The sequence below is a fragment of the Pseudomonas sp. CF161 genome, from assembly GCF_000416215.1.
Lineage (GTDB): Bacteria > Pseudomonadota > Gammaproteobacteria > Pseudomonadales > Pseudomonadaceae > Aquipseudomonas.
On the sequence record NZ_ATLP01000089.1, the window covers coordinates 283949 to 299121 of the forward strand.

13 protein-coding genes and 1 pseudogene are annotated in these 15173 nt (G+C 63.8%); 6 read left to right on the forward strand and 8 right to left on the reverse strand.

Features of this window, described 5'->3' with window-relative positions; genetic code table 11:
• The first annotated feature begins 76 nt into the window (after nt 1-76).
• The 4 genes from CF161_RS18520 (at nt 77) to CF161_RS18530 (ending at nt 4718) form a co-directional block, all read left to right on the forward strand.
• Nucleotides 77-1816, forward strand: a complete 1740-nt coding sequence (locus CF161_RS18520; protein WP_020298124.1) for a phosphoethanolamine transferase CptA — start codon at nt 77-79, stop codon at nt 1814-1816.
• 187 nt (nt 1817-2003) lie between these two features.
• Nucleotides 2004-2225: a hypothetical protein gene (locus CF161_RS32335; RefSeq protein WP_084471733.1), complete on the forward strand. Its 222-nt coding sequence runs from the start codon at nt 2004-2006 to the stop codon at nt 2223-2225.
• 376 nt (nt 2226-2601) lie between these two features.
• Entirely contained in the window at nt 2602-3276 is a 675-nt protein-coding gene (locus tag CF161_RS18525; protein ID WP_020298125.1) for a heavy metal response regulator transcription factor, read from the forward strand.
• A complete protein-coding gene (locus CF161_RS18530; protein ID WP_020298126.1) occupies nt 3273-4718 on the forward strand; it encodes a heavy metal sensor histidine kinase in 1446 nt (481 codons plus the stop codon). The genes CF161_RS18525 and CF161_RS18530 overlap by 4 nt, the downstream gene beginning before the upstream one ends.
• A 9-nt stretch (nt 4719-4727) precedes the next feature.
• Here the strand turns inward: CF161_RS18530 and CF161_RS18535 are convergent, their stop codons facing one another.
• The 7 genes and pseudogenes from CF161_RS18535 to CF161_RS18565 form a co-directional block, all read right to left on the reverse strand.
• A complete protein-coding gene (locus CF161_RS18535) occupies nt 4728-5309 on the reverse strand; it encodes a DinB family protein (protein WP_020298127.1) in 582 nt (193 codons plus the stop codon).
• Nucleotides 5310-5352: 43 nt separating this feature from the next.
• Nucleotides 5353-6462 carry a cell division protein ZapE gene (gene zapE, locus CF161_RS18540; protein ID WP_020298128.1) on the reverse strand — a complete coding sequence of 370 codons (1110 nt, stop codon included), beginning with the start codon at nt 6460-6462 and terminating at the stop codon, nt 5353-5355.
• 70 nt (nt 6463-6532) lie between these two features.
• Nucleotides 6533-6874: a nuclear transport factor 2 family protein gene (locus tag CF161_RS18545; RefSeq protein ID WP_020298129.1), complete on the reverse strand. Its 342-nt coding sequence runs from the start codon at nt 6872-6874 to the stop codon at nt 6533-6535.
• Between the two features lie 52 nt (nt 6875-6926).
• Nucleotides 6927-7643 carry a YafY family protein gene (locus CF161_RS18550; RefSeq protein ID WP_043229772.1) on the reverse strand — a complete coding sequence of 239 codons (717 nt, stop codon included), beginning with the start codon at nt 7641-7643 and terminating at the stop codon, nt 6927-6929.
• Nucleotides 7644-7778: 135 nt separating this feature from the next.
• Nucleotides 7779-10217 (reverse strand): TonB-dependent receptor, encoded by a 2439-nt coding sequence (locus tag CF161_RS18555; protein ID WP_043229774.1) that lies wholly within the window; start codon nt 10215-10217, stop codon nt 7779-7781.
• A gap of 121 nt (nt 10218-10338) precedes the next feature.
• Nucleotides 10339-11280 (reverse strand): FecR family protein, encoded by a 942-nt coding sequence (locus tag CF161_RS18560; RefSeq protein WP_043229776.1) that lies wholly within the window; start codon nt 11278-11280, stop codon nt 10339-10341.
• Nucleotides 11281-11320: 40 nt separating this feature from the next.
• Nucleotides 11321-11818 (reverse strand): annotated as a pseudogene (locus CF161_RS18565) (RNA polymerase sigma factor); the annotation flags it as partial.
• 253 nt (nt 11819-12071) lie between these two features.
• Here CF161_RS18565 and CF161_RS18570 point away from each other — a divergent pair.
• Entirely contained in the window at nt 12072-13508 is a 1437-nt protein-coding gene (locus CF161_RS18570) for a nucleobase:cation symporter-2 family protein (protein ID WP_020298134.1), read from the forward strand.
• Between the two features lie 67 nt (nt 13509-13575).
• The gene (locus CF161_RS18575; protein ID WP_020298135.1) at nt 13576-14043 is read left to right on the forward strand and encodes an LEA type 2 family protein; all 468 of its coding nucleotides are present in this window, start codon (nt 13576-13578) and stop codon (nt 14041-14043) included.
• 140 nt (nt 14044-14183) lie between these two features.
• Here the strand turns inward: CF161_RS18575 and glsB are convergent, their stop codons facing one another.
• Entirely contained in the window at nt 14184-15092 is a 909-nt protein-coding gene (glsB, locus tag CF161_RS18580; protein WP_020298136.1) for a glutaminase B, read from the reverse strand.
• Between the last annotated feature and the right edge of the window lie 81 nt (nt 15093-15173).

A 15173-nucleotide genomic window follows, 5' to 3' on the forward strand; every position in this document is an offset into this window, starting at 1 on the left:
GGTTCAGAGCCGCCCTCGCTCACGGACCGCTCCCCGCGCGTCCGCGATAGCAGTGATCAACCGGTTGGAGCGCTCCATGGCATTGTTTAAACGCGGCGACACGTCTGCGAAAGGTTTTGATTGGGCCGGTCTGGGTTGGCTCTTCCTGTTCTTCTGGTACTTTTCCGGCATCACCCAACTGCTGATCCTGCTGACCGACACCTCCGGGTTCGCCGGCTTCCGCCAGGCTTTCATCATGAGCTCGATCTGGCTGGCGCCGGTGCTGCTGTTCCCCGCACGCACCCGCCTGCTCGCCGCCCTGATCGGCATCGTGCTCTGGGCCTGCTCCATGGCCAGCCTCGGCTACTTCTTCATCTACCAGCAGGAATTCTCGCAAAGCGTCATTTTCATCATGTTCGAGTCCAACCCGTCGGAAGCCGGCGAGTACATGACGCAATACTTTGCCTGGTGGATCGTCCTCGCCTTTATCGCCCACACCGCGTTCTCCATCTTCCTCTGGACCCGCCTGCGCCCGGTGTACATGCCCCGTGGCCGGGCCCTGGTCGCGACCACGGCGCTGCTGGTGGCGGTGGTCGGCTACCCGCTGGTCAAGCAGATCGCCCGTTCCGACAGCCTGCGCGGCGGCCTGGAGCGATTCGAAACCCGCATCGAACCCGCCGTGCCGTGGCAGATGGTGGTTGCCTATCGCCGTTACCTGGAACAACTGGACAACATGCAAGGCATGCTCGCCAGCGCCAGCAAGATCGCGCCACTGAAAAACCTCAAGGACGCCTCGGCCGACCTGCCCGCGACCCTGGTGCTGGTCATCGGTGAGTCGACCAACCGCCAACGCATGAGTCTCTACGGCTACCCGCGCCAGACCACTCCGGAGCTGGACAAGCTCAAGGATCAGCTGGCGGTGTTCGACAACGTGATCACGCCCCGGCCGTACACCATTGAAGCCTTGCAACAGGTGCTGACCTTCGCCGACGAAGAGAACCCCGAGCTGTACCTGACCACGCCGTCGGTGGTCAGCGTGATGAAACAGGCTGGCTACAAGACCTACTGGATCACCAACCAGCAGACCATGACCAAGCGCAACACCATGCTCACCACGTTCTCCGAACAGGCCGACGAGCAGGTGTACCTGAACAACAACCGCAATCAGAACGCCCGCCAGTATGACGGCGATGTGCTCGAACCCTTCAACAAGGCCCTGGCCGACAACGCACCGCGCAAATTCATCGTGGTGCACCTGCTCGGCACCCACATGAGCTACCAGTACCGCTACCCGCCAACCTTCGACAAGTTCACCGACCGCCAGGGCGTGCCCGCCGGCGTGCGCGACGACCAGGTGCCGACCTACAACAGCTACGACAACGCCGTGCTGTACAACGACTTCGTGGTGTCCAGCCTGATCAAGGACTACGCCAAGACCGATCCCAACGGCTTCCTGCTGTACCTGTCCGACCATGGCGAAGACGTCTTCGACTCCGCCGGCCACAACACCCTGGGGCGCAACGAAAGCAAGCCGACCGCGCCGATGTACACCATCCCGTTCATGGCCTGGGCCTCGCCGAAATGGCGGGAAACCCACGACTGGAGCTTTGCCGGCGACCTGGGTCGCCCCTACAGCAGCTCGCAGCTGATTCACACCTGGGCCGACCTGGCCGGCCTCAGCGCCGACGAACTGGACCGCAGCAAGAGCCTGGTCAGCGACAGCTTCAAGCCGCGGCCGCTGCTGATCGGCAACCCGTTCGAGCGCCAATCCAAGGCCTTGATCGACTTCAGCCTGATGAAACCCAAGCCGAGTACCACGGAAGTGGTCCAGCAGTAACCCTCCCCCCCACAAGACGACTCCCACGAGTCGTCTTGTGTCGCCCTCGGGCAAAGATTACGAATATGTAATCAACGGCTCATGCCGGCGTTAACTCCCATTTAATAAACTTCGCACACACTCCGCCCCTATCAGCACTTATCCAGAGATAAGGCGGGCAGCGAACATTGTTAATGGGAAACAACGCATGAAACGTTCAACTTTTATTCTCGCCACTTTAATAACACTGGGCTCGACCAGTGCCTTTGCCGAAGATGGCTCAGAACGCTCGCAACAGTTCTGGGACAACTTCCGCGTGAGCCAGCAACAGACTCACGGCGCGGTTGAAACCACCGCATCCAGCGAAACCGCAAAGAGCAATATCGAACCTTCAGCCGATAAAACTTCCGCAAACACCCCGGGCGCCTAAGTTCACACCGTTAAAGCAATAGGCGCCTGACCAGGCGCCTTTGTTTCTGGATGTCACTCACGCTCTTCATTGTTCGTATATCCACATCGCGCACCCGGGATTAGCCATTGGCTCTCAACAACCGATTGTCGGTGTGCCTGCAAAAAGACACGCCCTGATACAACAGCAGGCGCCCCCCGCCTCGCCAATCCTCACGCAAACCTTTGATTCAGAGCTATTTCCCTCTTGACCCTAAAGCAGCTACAGGCTTCATCATCCGCCCACCCAAACCCAGGCCAACCTGCCGACCGAAGCTCTTTCGCGGAGCGATCGAGGGCTGGCCACGGCTTTTTTCTACACCGCTCATATTCAACTTGAGTCACACGAGGAACTATTGATGCGCATCCTGGTTGTCGAAGACGAACCAAAAACCGCTGATTATCTACAACAGGGCCTGACGGAAAGTGGCTATGTCGTCGATTGTGCGGCGAATGGCCAGGATGGCTTGCACTTGATTGATCAGCAGGATTATCAATTGGTGATTCTGGACGTCAACCTGCCACACAAAGATGGTTGGCAAGTGCTGGAACTTATGCGCCGTGAACACAGTACCCGGGTCATCATGTTAACCGCCCGCGGACGCCTGGCCGATAAAGTCCGGGGCCTGGACTTGGGCGCCGATGATTACCTGGTCAAACCTTTCGAGTTCCCCGAGTTGCTGGCACGAGTTCGTACATTGTTGCGGCGCAATGAACACATGGCGGCGGTGGACGTATTCCAAGTAGCCGACCTGGAACTTGATCCGCGGCGCCATAGAGCCTACCGCGGCAACCGCAGAATCGACCTGACCACCAAGGAATTCACGCTGTTGCATGTCCTGATGCGTCAGGCCGGCGAAGTGCTGACCCGAACCCAGATCATCTCCCAGGTCTGGGACATGAACTTCGATTGCGACACCAATGTGGTCGAGGTCTCCATCAGCCGTCTGCGGGCCAAGATCGACGATGCCAGCGACATCAAGCTGATCCACACCATTCGCGGCGTCGGCTATGTGCTGGAGGTCCGCCAATGAGGCCAGGGGCCGGCAAGGCCGGACCGTTGCCGATGCCGGCGAGGCAACCCAGCAGCCTGTCGATGCGCCTGGGGCTGACCGTGAGCCTGATGGGCGCCGGCCTGGTGCTATTGCTGGCGACCCTGGCCTACCTCGCGCTGACCCACGAACTGGGCAAGCTCGCCCGGGAAAGCCTGGACAACAAGCTGACCCAGATCCAGCACAGCCTGACCAGCGACCTCAAGACCGCGGACATCACCGCCCGCCCCCATTCCCTGCTCGACCTGGTCATGGGCCACGACAACCTGCACTTGCGCATTCTCGCCGCCGATCCCCAGGCGCCGCCCCTGCTCGACATCGGCAGCCAGCCCCTGGAGTCGTTGCCCGCCGCCTTGAACGGCGCCGACAGCCCGGCATTTCTGGATTGGACGGACAGCCGCGGCCGGCCCCTGCTCAGTGCCTCACGCCTGCTGCCCCTGGGCAGTGGCGAACAGGTGCGGGTGGTGCTGTCGCTGGATCGGCAAAATGACCAGGCGTTGCTCAGCGCCTACCTGCGCTCGACCGTGATCATCCTGCCGTTGCTGCTGTTGCTGATCGGTATCGGCGCCTGGTGGCTGGTGCAACGCGGGCTGCTGCCGCTGCAGCAATTCAGCCGGGTGGCGGCGCAGATCACCACCCAGGACCTGACCCACCGCCTGTCCCAGGACAACCTGCCTCGGGAGCTGGCGGAACTGGCCCATAGCATCAATTTCATGCTGCACCGCCTGGACGGCGGCGTGCAGCAGCTCGCGCAATTCTCCGATGATCTGGCCCACGAACTGCGCTCGCCCATCTCCAACCTGATGGGCAAGGCCCAGGTCACCTTGTCCCGCGAGCGCCCGCCGGAGCAGTACAAGCAGGTGCTGGAGTCGAGCATCGAGGAGCTGGAACGGGTCACCCGGATCGTCAGCGACATGCTGTTCCTGGCCCAGGTCAGCCACCCGGCTTCCCAGGTCAGTTTCCAGCCGGTTGCCCTGGAGGAAGAAGCGCGCCGGGTCATGGAGCTGTTCGCCCTCAGCGCCGAGGAAAAACACCAGACTCTGAACCTGTCCGGCAGCGGCTGGGTACACGGCGACCGGTTGATGATCCAGCGCGCCATTTCCAACCTGCTGTCCAACGCCATCCGCCATGGACCGCAGCAGGCCAGCATCTCGCTGCAGGTGGAGGAACTGGCCGCAGGCGTAGCGTTGACGGTGAGCAACTCCGGGGCCGGGATTGCGCAAGCGCACCTGCCGCACCTGTTCGAGCGCTTCTACCGGGTCGACAGCAGCCGCTCCCGGGCCGAAGGCGGCACCGGGCTGGGCCTGGCGATTGTGCGTTCGATCATGAACCTGCATCAGGGCCAGACCGATGTCAGCAGCCAGACCGACGGGCTGACCGAGTTCCGCCTGGTGTTCCGGCGCCGCCCGCTGACCGGGAGCTGAGCCGAGCGCTCAGTCGCCCCAGATCTGCGCCTCAGTCCAGCCCAGCTCGGCAAAGTCCGCAGCACGCAACCCGGCCTCGCCGGTGCAGAAAAACTCGTCCAGTTGCGGGGGCGCGATCCGGGTGTCGCTGAGCATGGCGTGCACCTGGCCGCGATGGTGGATCTGGTGCTCGAACAGATGGCTGAGCATGCGCAAGCGGCTGTCGTGCTGCGGCGTCTCCCGGGCGATGGTCACCCGGCGCCCCAGGTCGGCGTCCCGCAGTTGCGCGCAGTACGCCAGCAGCCGCTGGTCGACGGTGGATTGTGCCTGGCGCAGTTCACCGGCCTCGACACAGGGCTCGTCGACGTCAAAAAATACATAGCAATCGACCCGTGGCGGCTCGCCGCGAAGCTCCCGCTCAAGGGCATCCACGTAGAACCAGTCGCAGGTCAGGATGTGATTGAGGGTGGCCCTCACGCTGGGGAAAAAGCTGCGGCGCGGCGCGACCAGTTCAGCCGCGCTCAACTGACCCCAGGCCTTGGCCAGGCGGTGGTTGGCCCAGGCGTTCTGGTAGGCCATGGTCGACAAGTGGTGGGACAAGGGCTGGTTCACGGCAACACCTCGCGGAGCAATGGCTGATCCCGACGCGGGATCTTCAGCAAAAACGCTGCAACTGCATTTCCTGCAAGCGGCTCAAGGTACGACGGAAGGCAAACTCCAGGTAACCCTCGGTATACAGCTGCTCCAAAGGGACCTGGGCCTCGAGGTACAGCGGCACCTTGCGGTCATAGCACTCGTCCACCAGGGCGATAAAGCGCCGCACGCTGTCATCGTGCACCGACAGCTGGGGCAACTCGCGGTCCCCGGCATCCACCCGCTGCGCACCATCCTCGGTGCCTCGGGCGATGCGTCCCGGACGCTGGCTGGCGCTGAGGTTGGGCACTTCGCTGAGCAGAATGGCACTGAAGCGGTCGCACAGCGCCATGAAGTCCATGGCCGCGAACGGCGCCTCGCAAAGGTCGGCAAAGCGGCACCAGAGCACGCTTTCACTGGCCTTGAGCACCGTGACATTACGGTGCCCTACCGCCAGCACCGCACTGGAGACCGCCTGCCCCGCGCTCAACTGTTCAAACACCGGCCCCAGGGCACTGGGCTCGCCCGCCGCCGTGACCCAGTAGCGTTGCAGGCCGGCGCCCGGGTGCAGGCGATGGTCTTCATCACCATCCACCGAAACCACCTGCATATGCTGCTCGATCGCCTGGATCGCCGGCAGGAAACGCTCGCGGTTGAAGCCGTCGGCATACAGCTGGGCCGGCGGCTGGTTAGAGGTGCAGACCACCACCACGCCTTCATCGAACATCACCTGGAACAGGCGCCCAAGGATGATCGCATCACCGATGTCGTTGACGAACAACTCGTCGAAACACAGCACCCGCACCTTGGCGCTGAGCTCCCGGGCCAGGGCCTGCAAAGGGTCGGCGGTGCCGGTCAGCTGGAATGAGCGCTGGTGGACCCAGCCCATGAAGTGGTGAAAATGCTGACGCCGCGCCGGCACCCTGAGGCTCTGGTAGAACCGGTCCATCAGCCAGGTCTTGCCGCGCCCCACCGGCCCCCACAGGTACACCCCGGTAATCGGCGCCAGGTCCTGGTGCAGGGCCTGGTGGCATTGCTCCAGCGCCTGCACCGCGCGCAGTTGCGCCGGGTCGGCGACAAATCCTTGCTCCAGGGCATGCTGATAGGCGCTGAGGGGGGAATCAAAAGGCATGGGGCGAACGATCCGGGCAAAGAGCGCGCAGTATGCCACGCCACTGGCGCCTGCCACTGCCGGACGGCGCCTACAGGGAGATGTCCAGGCGGCAGATCTTGCCCTGGGGATCGAGCCGGAACACGTAGCGCAACGCCAGCGGGCTGCCGGGAAACGCGCCCCAGACCAGGTTGTCGAGCAGCACCTTGCCGGTGCGCTGCTGCACCGCCTGCACTTGCAGGCGCGGTTGATAACGCTGGGCGCAGTCCGCCATCCAGTGCGCGATGTCCTGGGTGCCGACCCGCTGCCGGCCTTCATCGAATACCGTCGCGTCCTCGGCAAAGAAACTGCTCACTGCCGAACTGTCGCGGGCGTTGGCGGCGGCGATGTAGGCGGCGATCGCCGGAGCGAGTACGGGGGCGGTGCTGGACATGCGTGAAGCTCCTTGTGAGTGAAGTCAGGCGCCATGCTAATGGGCGCCTGCGTCAGTTCTTGTCAGGAGTGAAGCGCCCGTGTTCATCCAGCTGCATCAGCGTGCGCCAGGTGCGCAGCAGGTCACTGCGCCGACCTGGGTAGACCTCTCCCTGAGCGCTGACCGCGAGGATGCGGTCGGTGCGAAAGGTCCGATAAGCCCCGCGCAACTCGCACCAGGCGACTATCACCCGCGCCTCGTTCATAAACCCCAGGGCCAGGGGCCAGATCAGTCGCTGGCTGGAGACCTGCTTGGCGTCGGCGTAGTCCAGATGCAGTTTGGCCTGTTCGCGAATGGCCTGGCGAAACACATCCAGCGGCACCACGTTTTCCGGGTAGGCGCAGGCCGATGGCCCGGGCATGACCGTGGGATTGCGCAAGGCCTCCTGGGCCGCCGGGGTCAGGACCGCGGCAATCTTGGCCAGGGCGTCGGCGGCGGCCTTGCCCAGCACATCATCGCCACGCTGATCGACATACCGCAGGCCCAGCACAATGGCTTCGGTCTCGTCGGCATTGAGCATCAACGGCGGCAGGAACAAGCCGCTGCGCAACACATAACCGATGCCGGCCTCGCCATACACCGGAGCGCCCAGGGCGGTCAGCTCGGCGATATCGCGGTACAAGGTGCGCTCGGACACTTCCAGCTCCCGCGCCAGGACCGCAGCCGTCACCGGACGGCTCTTGCCACGCAAGACTTGCAGCAGGGTAAGTAAACGACTGGTTCGCGACACCGCAAGCCTCCACACAAAAGAGCCGCGCAGCTTAGCAGAGGCCCCTGTCAGAAACTGTCAGGAGCCGCTGGGGTTTACAGGGAGCTGTGCGGTGTCGATGAGGGCCAGCGCAGCCTGCGGCAGCGGCTACGGGGCTTAATACGCCATTGACCACCCGAGGGTGTAGGTGCGGCCGCGGCCCTGGTAGTCATAGAGGTACGCCGGGCCGTAGGCCGGCGAGTAGAACAGCGTCGCGCGCTGGCCCCAGACCGTGCTGTATTGCTTGTCCAGAAGGTTCTGGATCCCGGCGCTGAAGGTGCCGAAGCCGGTGTCATGGCTGCCCAGCAGGTCGAAGGTGGTGTAGCCGTTGATGGTGTGGTCGGCGTCGTCCTTGAGGGTGAACGCGTGGTTGCCTTGCAGGCGGGCGCTGCTGCGGTCGCCCTTCCAGCCCACGAACGCAGTGGACTTGGACAACGAGGCATAGCGCGCATCTCGCTTGATCCAGTCGCCGCTCTTGTCCTCTTCTTCCGAACGCACCAGGTGCAGGGTGCTGCCAGCCTCCCAGCCGCTGGCGAAGTGGCGGGTCAAGGCGCCTTCAAACCCGTAGTCGCGGCTCTTCTGGTCGATCACGTCAATGGTCAGGGTCGCGCTGTCGGTGGTGATGACCTTATCCGACCAGATGTAGTACAGCGCCGCCTGGGCATCCCAGTCGCTGTCCGAATACCGCCAGCCGGTTTCCACCTGACGGCTCTTGATCCCGGCCAGGGGGTTGTCGTCGACGCTCAAGCCCGGCTTGCCGTAGAACTTGGCCGGGTCCGGCAGATCGAAACCCTCGCCGTAGTTGATCCAGGTCTGATGCCCATTCTTGAAGTCGTAGATCGCCCCGATGTTGTACAGGCTCACTTCATAGTCGTTGCTGCCCCCCGGCACGTTCTTGAACTGGCCGACCTCCACATCCATTTTCTGGCGCCGCGCACCGCCGGACACCGTCAGGTTGTCGGTGGCGTGCCAGTCCAGCTGGGCATAGCCGGAAAGCCCGTCAACCCGGTAGCTGGGATAGCGCGGGGCCTTGCTCAAGGTATCGAGGTCGAGGCCACCGGTAGCAGACGAGGTCTGGGAGTTGAACACGCTCTGCTCGGCGTTGAAACGCTCGCGATCCAGGTCCACGCCATAAGTCAGTTTGAACGCGCTCCACTCCTTGACCAGCAGGGCCTTGAGGCTGCTGACCTCGAAGTTCTGCTGCGAGGCGGCAAAATACACACCCTTGGAGCCCGTGGGGTTGGCCGCGTTGTAATAGGGGAACGGGTAGAAGTTGTCGTCCTCCTTGCGGTAGGAGCCTTGCAGGTAAAAGTCCTGACCGCCCAGCACATCGTCGTAGTGGTAGCTGGCATTGAGCAGCAGGCGCTTGGTGCGCGGCTGCAAGTCGGTGGAGTAACCGCCGCGCAATTGCGCGTCTTCCAGGTCCGAAGGCTTCTGGTAGCTGAGGTTGGGGAAGTAGATACCGGTGCCGCCATGATTGCCGGAATCGTAGTACTGGGCCAGCAGGTCAAGGCCCTGGGCCTCGTTGAATTGCAGCGCCAGGCTGCCCATGAGGTCGACGGTGCGGTTGTATTGCAGGTCGGTCTGGGTGTTGTCGATGAAGATCTGGTTGCCGGCACCGTCGTAGAACGCCTCGTTCTGTTCGGCAGCGACCGCCAGCCGGCCGTTGATGCGCTCGTTGCCACCGCTGACCGACTGCGCGATACGGGTCGACAGGTCGTCGCTGTTGTTGAAGCCGCTGCTGGCCCCGACCTGGGTTTCAAATTGCGCCGCCCCGGCCTCGCCCTTCTTGGTCACGATATTGATGATGCCGCCGGTGGCGCCACCGCCGTAGATGGCGCTGGCGCCGGAGAGCACTTCCACACGCTCGACGTTGAAGGGGGAAATGCTGTCGAACTGCCGGGACAACCCACGGGAGCTGTTCTGGCTGACCCCGTCGATCATCACCAGCACGTTGCGCCCGCGCATGTTCTGGCCGTAGTTGGTGCGCCCCTCGGGCGCCAGGTCGAGGCCCGGCACCAGCTTGCCGATGGCTTCCTTGAGGCTGACCCCGGTCTGCAGTTGTTCGCGCAGCTGGGTCTGGTCGACCACCCACACGGTGCCGGGGATTTCACTGATGGCGGTGCGGGTGCGCGAGGCCACGCTGACCTGGATCGGCTTGAGGTTGAGGCTCGCTGCCGGCGCCGTGGCGCGGCGCAGGATCACCGTGCGCGGGTCGCTGAACGCCCAACTCATGCCGCTGCCGGCCAGCAGGCGTTGCAGGGCCTGGGCCACACTCAGTTCGCCATTCAACGCCTCGGCTTGCAGGCCCTCGACATCGGCGGTGGTGTACAAGAGGCGCAACCCGGCCTGGTCGGCGAAGCCGGTCAGGGCCTGGTCCAGGGCTTGGGCGGGCAATGCCAGGTTGACCCGGCGCTCTTCGGCGCTGTGGCTGGGCGCGACGGCGTCCTGGGCCTGGACCAGCAGCGGGCTGCACACCCCGGCAATGATGGCCTGAGCCAGGAGTGTACGGCGCACCAGGGCCTTGGCCCGGACCTGTGTCGACTGCTTGAACATACCTTTCACGACTGTTTTCCCGCCCCGTTTGAATACGTCAATGAGAATGATTTTCTTCTCGTTCTCACTACGACGATTTCGCCAACCGGAACTTGCAGCGGCCCGGCGAAAAAAATTCAAATCAGTGCAGGACCGCCAGCCATGGCAGGTACGTGACCTTCAGCGGGTAGCGCTGTTCGAGGGCGCGCAGCAGCCCTTGCGGGTCGTTCAGATCAAATACCCCGCTGACCGGCAGGGCCGCCAGTTGCGCATCGGAAATCACGATCCGCCCGTGCTGATAGCGCTCCAGCTCGCCAATCACCTCCCCCAGCGGCCGACCATTGAAAATCAGCTTGCCGCGCTGCCAGGCCGTGAGGCTGGCGGCATCCACCTTCTGCTGTGCCAGCAGGGGCTGGCCGGCGCGGTGCTGCAGGCGCTGGTCGGCCTGCAACAGCACCGGCTGATGGTCGCCGCTGAACTGCACCTGGCCGCTCCTGACCACCACCGTCAGCTCGCCACCGTCGCGGCGCACACTGAAACTGCTGTCGGTGCCTTGCAGGCGCTCGTCGCCGGCACTCACCACAAACGGCCGCTGCCGGTCGGGGGCCGGCTCGAACAGTGCCTCGCCGGCCCGCAGGATGACCTTGCGCTCGCTGGCCGTGTAGGCCACCGACAAGGCACTGGCGCTGTTGAGGGTGACTGTGGAGCCATCGTCCAGGGTCAGGGTCTGCTGCTGGCCGACGCCGGTGTGGTAGTCGGCGCTCAAGGCCGGCCACTGTTGCCAGCCGGTGACCCCGGCAACGGCGACCAGCACCGAAGCCGCCAGGGCCGGCCACCAGCGTGGTGGTCGGCGTGGTACCTGAGCCTGGGCCCGCAGCTCGCTCGCCGCCGCGGTCATGCCAAGGTCGGCCCACAGTTGCTGCGCCTCGTCGGCGGCCGCGGCGTGGGCCGGGCTGGTCAGGCGCCATTGCTGGTAGGCCATGCGCTGGGCGGCACTGGCCTGGCCCGAGTTGAGCAGCACCAGCCAGTCGACGGCGGCGTCTTCGAGGCTGTCGTCAGGCTCGGGTATCGGGGGCTGGGTCATGGGCAGGTCGGCGGCTGAGGGAGAAGGATCATGCATGATTTTGCTTGAGCCAGTCGCGGCAATGGCGCAGGGCCTGGCCGATGTATTTTGCCACCATGCTCTCGGAAACGCCCAGCCGAACCGCGATCTGGGCCTGGGTCAAGCCCTCGATACGGTTGAGCAGCAAGGCCTGCCGGGCATTGGTCGAGAGCAATTGCAGGGCGTCGTCGAGCAGCGCCAGGCGCTCCTTGGCCAGCAGCACCGCCTCGGGCACCGGCGCCGGGTCGACGGACTCGGCATGCTCCTTGCCGTCACTGTGGTTGGCCGCCAGGCGCTGCTCGCGGCGCAAGGTGTCGATGGCCAGGTTGCCGGCCACGCGAAAGATAAAGCTGCGGTCGTTGTGCACCGCCAGCGTCTGATCGACCTTGAGCAGCTTGAGGTAGGTTTCCTGGGCGACATCGGCCGCACGCTGGCGATCACTCATGCGCCGGGTGAGAAACTTCAGCAGGTCGTCGTAGTGCTCCTGAAAACTCAGCAGCAGGCTGGGCGTGGGCAGCATCGAGGGGCGGTCCGGGGTTCGGGGGCCGGATTATTCCATAACGGGAAATGAGAAACAGTATCTTTCGTATCCTTTCGAAGTTGCGCCTTTGCCGCTATTTACGCTTCTGACTGCGGCGCCTTTCTGGCATCCTGCGCCTCCTTTTTCTGACCGGTTCGCAGGTTTTGCCTGGCGCAATCCTTTCGCGAACCAAGTCCCGTCCACTTTCCGGCGTGTGCCCCCCTGTTTCGACACGCCATTGGCAGGCCTTTTCATGACCGCACCTGATCGCATCCCTCGCTACAAGTCCGACCTGATCTATGGCCTGGACGACCGCCCGCATTTCAGCGCGGCCATCTTCGCCGCGTTGCAGCACGTGCTGGCCAGTTTTGTCGGCATCATCAGCCCGACCCTGATTTTCGGCGGGGTGCTCGGCCTGCACGAAGAAACCCCATACCTGATCAGCATGGCGCTGTTCGTCTCCGGCCTGGGCACCTTTGTCCAGGCCCGGCGCCTGGGCCCGATCGGCTCCGGGCTGCTGTGCGTGCAGGGCACCAGTTTTTCCTTTATCAGCGTGCTGCTCAGCGCCGGTTTCATGGTCAAGGGTCGTGGCGGCAGCAATGAAGAGATTCTCTCGACCATCTTCGGCATCTGCTTTTGCGCGGCCTTTATCGAGATGTTCCTCAGCCAGTTCATCGGCAAGCTGCGCAAGCTGATCACCCCGGTGGTCACCGGCACCATCATCACCCTGATGGGCCTGTCGCTGATCAAGGTCGCGGTCACCGACATGGCCGGCGGCTTCGGCGCGCCGGACCTGGGCGCGGCCAGCAACCTGGGGCTGGCAGCACTGGTGCTGCTGACCATCGTCATCCTCAACCGCTTCAACCACCCGATGCTGCGCCTGGGCTCGATCGTGATCGGCCTGACCCTGGGCTTCGTCGTCGCCTGGATGCTGGGCCGGGTCGACATGGCCAGCCTGCCCGACGTGCCCCTGGTCAGCGTGCCGGTGCCATTCAAATACGGCTTCTCGTTCGACCTGATCGCCTTTATCCCGCTGGCGGTGATCTTCCTGATTTCGCCGCTGGAGGCAGCCGGCGACCTGACCGCCAATTCGATGATTTCCCAGCAGCCGGTCAAGGGCCCGCTGTACATCAAGCGCATCAAGTCCGGGCTGCTGGCCGACGGTTTCAACTCGATGGTGGCGGCGGTGTTCAACAGCCTGCCGATGGTGACCTTTGCCCAGAACAACGGGGTGATCCAACTGACCGGCGTGGCCAGCCGCTACGTGGCCTACTTTATTGCCGGGCTGCTGGTGCTGCTCGGGCTGTTCCCGATGATCGGCGCGGTGCTGCAACTGATGCCCAAGCCGGTGCTCGGCGGCGCCACCCTGATCATGTTCGGCACGGTGGCGGTGGCCGGGATCAAGATCCTCGCCGAAGCCGGCCTGCATCGACGCAACGTGCTGATCGTGGCGATTTCCCTGGGCATGGGCCTGGGCGTGGCGGCGGTGCCGGAAGTGTTGCGCGAGCTGCCCAAGGCGCTGCACAACATCTTTGAATCGCCGATTACCGTGGGGGCCTTCTGCGCGATTTTCCTGAATATCTTCCTCCCGGAAGAATTCATGGAGCTGGAAGAAGACGAATTCGACCCCGAAGCGGCAACCCTCAAGGTCATGCAGGACCCGGACATCAGCGCCAAAGCGAACTCCTGAGGTCAGCGGGCGTCTACAGCGGGGGGCGACCGCCCCCCGGTATGTCCTCCAACCTGACGGGTAACCCATGCGCCGATTGATCGCTTTGTCCCTGGTGCTGCTCAGCCTGAGCGCCTGTGCCCTGTTCCCCAATCGCGACCCGCTGAACATCAATGTGGTGGGTATCGAGCCCCTGCCCAGCCAGGACCTGGAGATGCGTTTCGCGGTCAAGCTGCGCCTGCAGAACCCCAACGAAACCGCGATCGACTACAACGGCGTGGCCCTGGACCTGGACGTCAACGGCCGGCCGCTGGCCTCGGGGGTCAGTGACCAGCACGGCAGCATTGGCCGCTTCTCGGAAGAGGTGCTGGTGGTGCCGGTCAGCGTCTCGGCGTTTTCCGTGTTGCGCCAGACCTTGGGCCTGAGCCAGAACCAGAATCTCGACAACCTGCCCTACACCCTGCGCGGCAAACTGGCCGGTGGCCTGTTCGGCACCCGGCGTTTTGTCGACCACGGCACCCTCAGCCTGCCCAATGCGGCCAATGGCACCTGGTGAGGCAATCTGTTCCAACTGGCGCTCTTGGGCGTTCATTCCGGCCAGCACAGCCTCGTGCCTCGGCAGCGGCTACAAGCTGTAGTCGCTGCCTTAGACGTGGGCCGTGTGCTCCACAGTGCTCACTCCGGCCGACGATGGGATCAGAACACTGACCAGCCGATGCGCTGGCTCAGCAACTCCAGGGCCGCCATGCCGACCAGGGAATTGCCGGCGGCGTTGAGTTCCGGGGACCACACGCACACGGTGAATTGCCCCGGCACCACCGCGACTATGCCGCCGCCCACCCCGCTCTTGCCCGGCAGGCCGACGCGATAGGCAAAGTTGCCGGCTTCGTCATACAGGCCGCTGGTGGCCATGATCGAGTTCACCTGCTGGGTCTGGCGCGCGGTGAGGATGGCCTCGCCGCTGTGCTTGCAAAAGCCGTCGTTGGCCAGGAAACAGAACGCCCGGGCCAGGTCGACGCAACTCATGCGCAGCGCGCAATGGCTGAAGTAGCTGCGCAGCACCGCCTCGACATCGTTGTGGAAGTTGCCAAAGGACTGCATCAGGTAAGCCATGGCCGCATTGCGGGCGCGGTGCTGGTACTCGGAGTCGGCCACCTTGCCGTCCACCATCACCTGCAGATTGCCCGACAGACGCCGCACGAAATCCCGCATCGACAGGGCCGGCGCGGCAAACCGCGACTGGTTGATGTCGCAGATCACCAATGCCCCGGCGTTGATAAACGGGTTGCGTGGGCGCCCGCGCTCAAACTCCAGCTGCACCAGGGAATTGAACGGCTGCCCCGAAGGTTCGTGCCCCAGCCGCTCCCAGATCGCTTCGCCGGAATGACCGATGGCCTGCACCAGGCTGAACACCTTGGAAATGCTCTGCACCGAAAACGGCGTGTCGGCATCGCCGGCGCTGAACACCTGGCCGTCGTTGCCATACACGGCAATTCCCAGCTGGTTGGCCGGCACGTCGGCCAGGGCCGGGATGTAATTGGCGACTTTCCCCTGGCCAATCAGTGGCCGAACTTGGTCGAGGATCTCGTTCAACAGCGCTTGCATCGTCAGGCTCGCAATCTCTGGCCCCGAACCGCTGCGGGGCTGTGCTTGCTAGACGCCCGACAACCGCCGCGCAGCACAGTT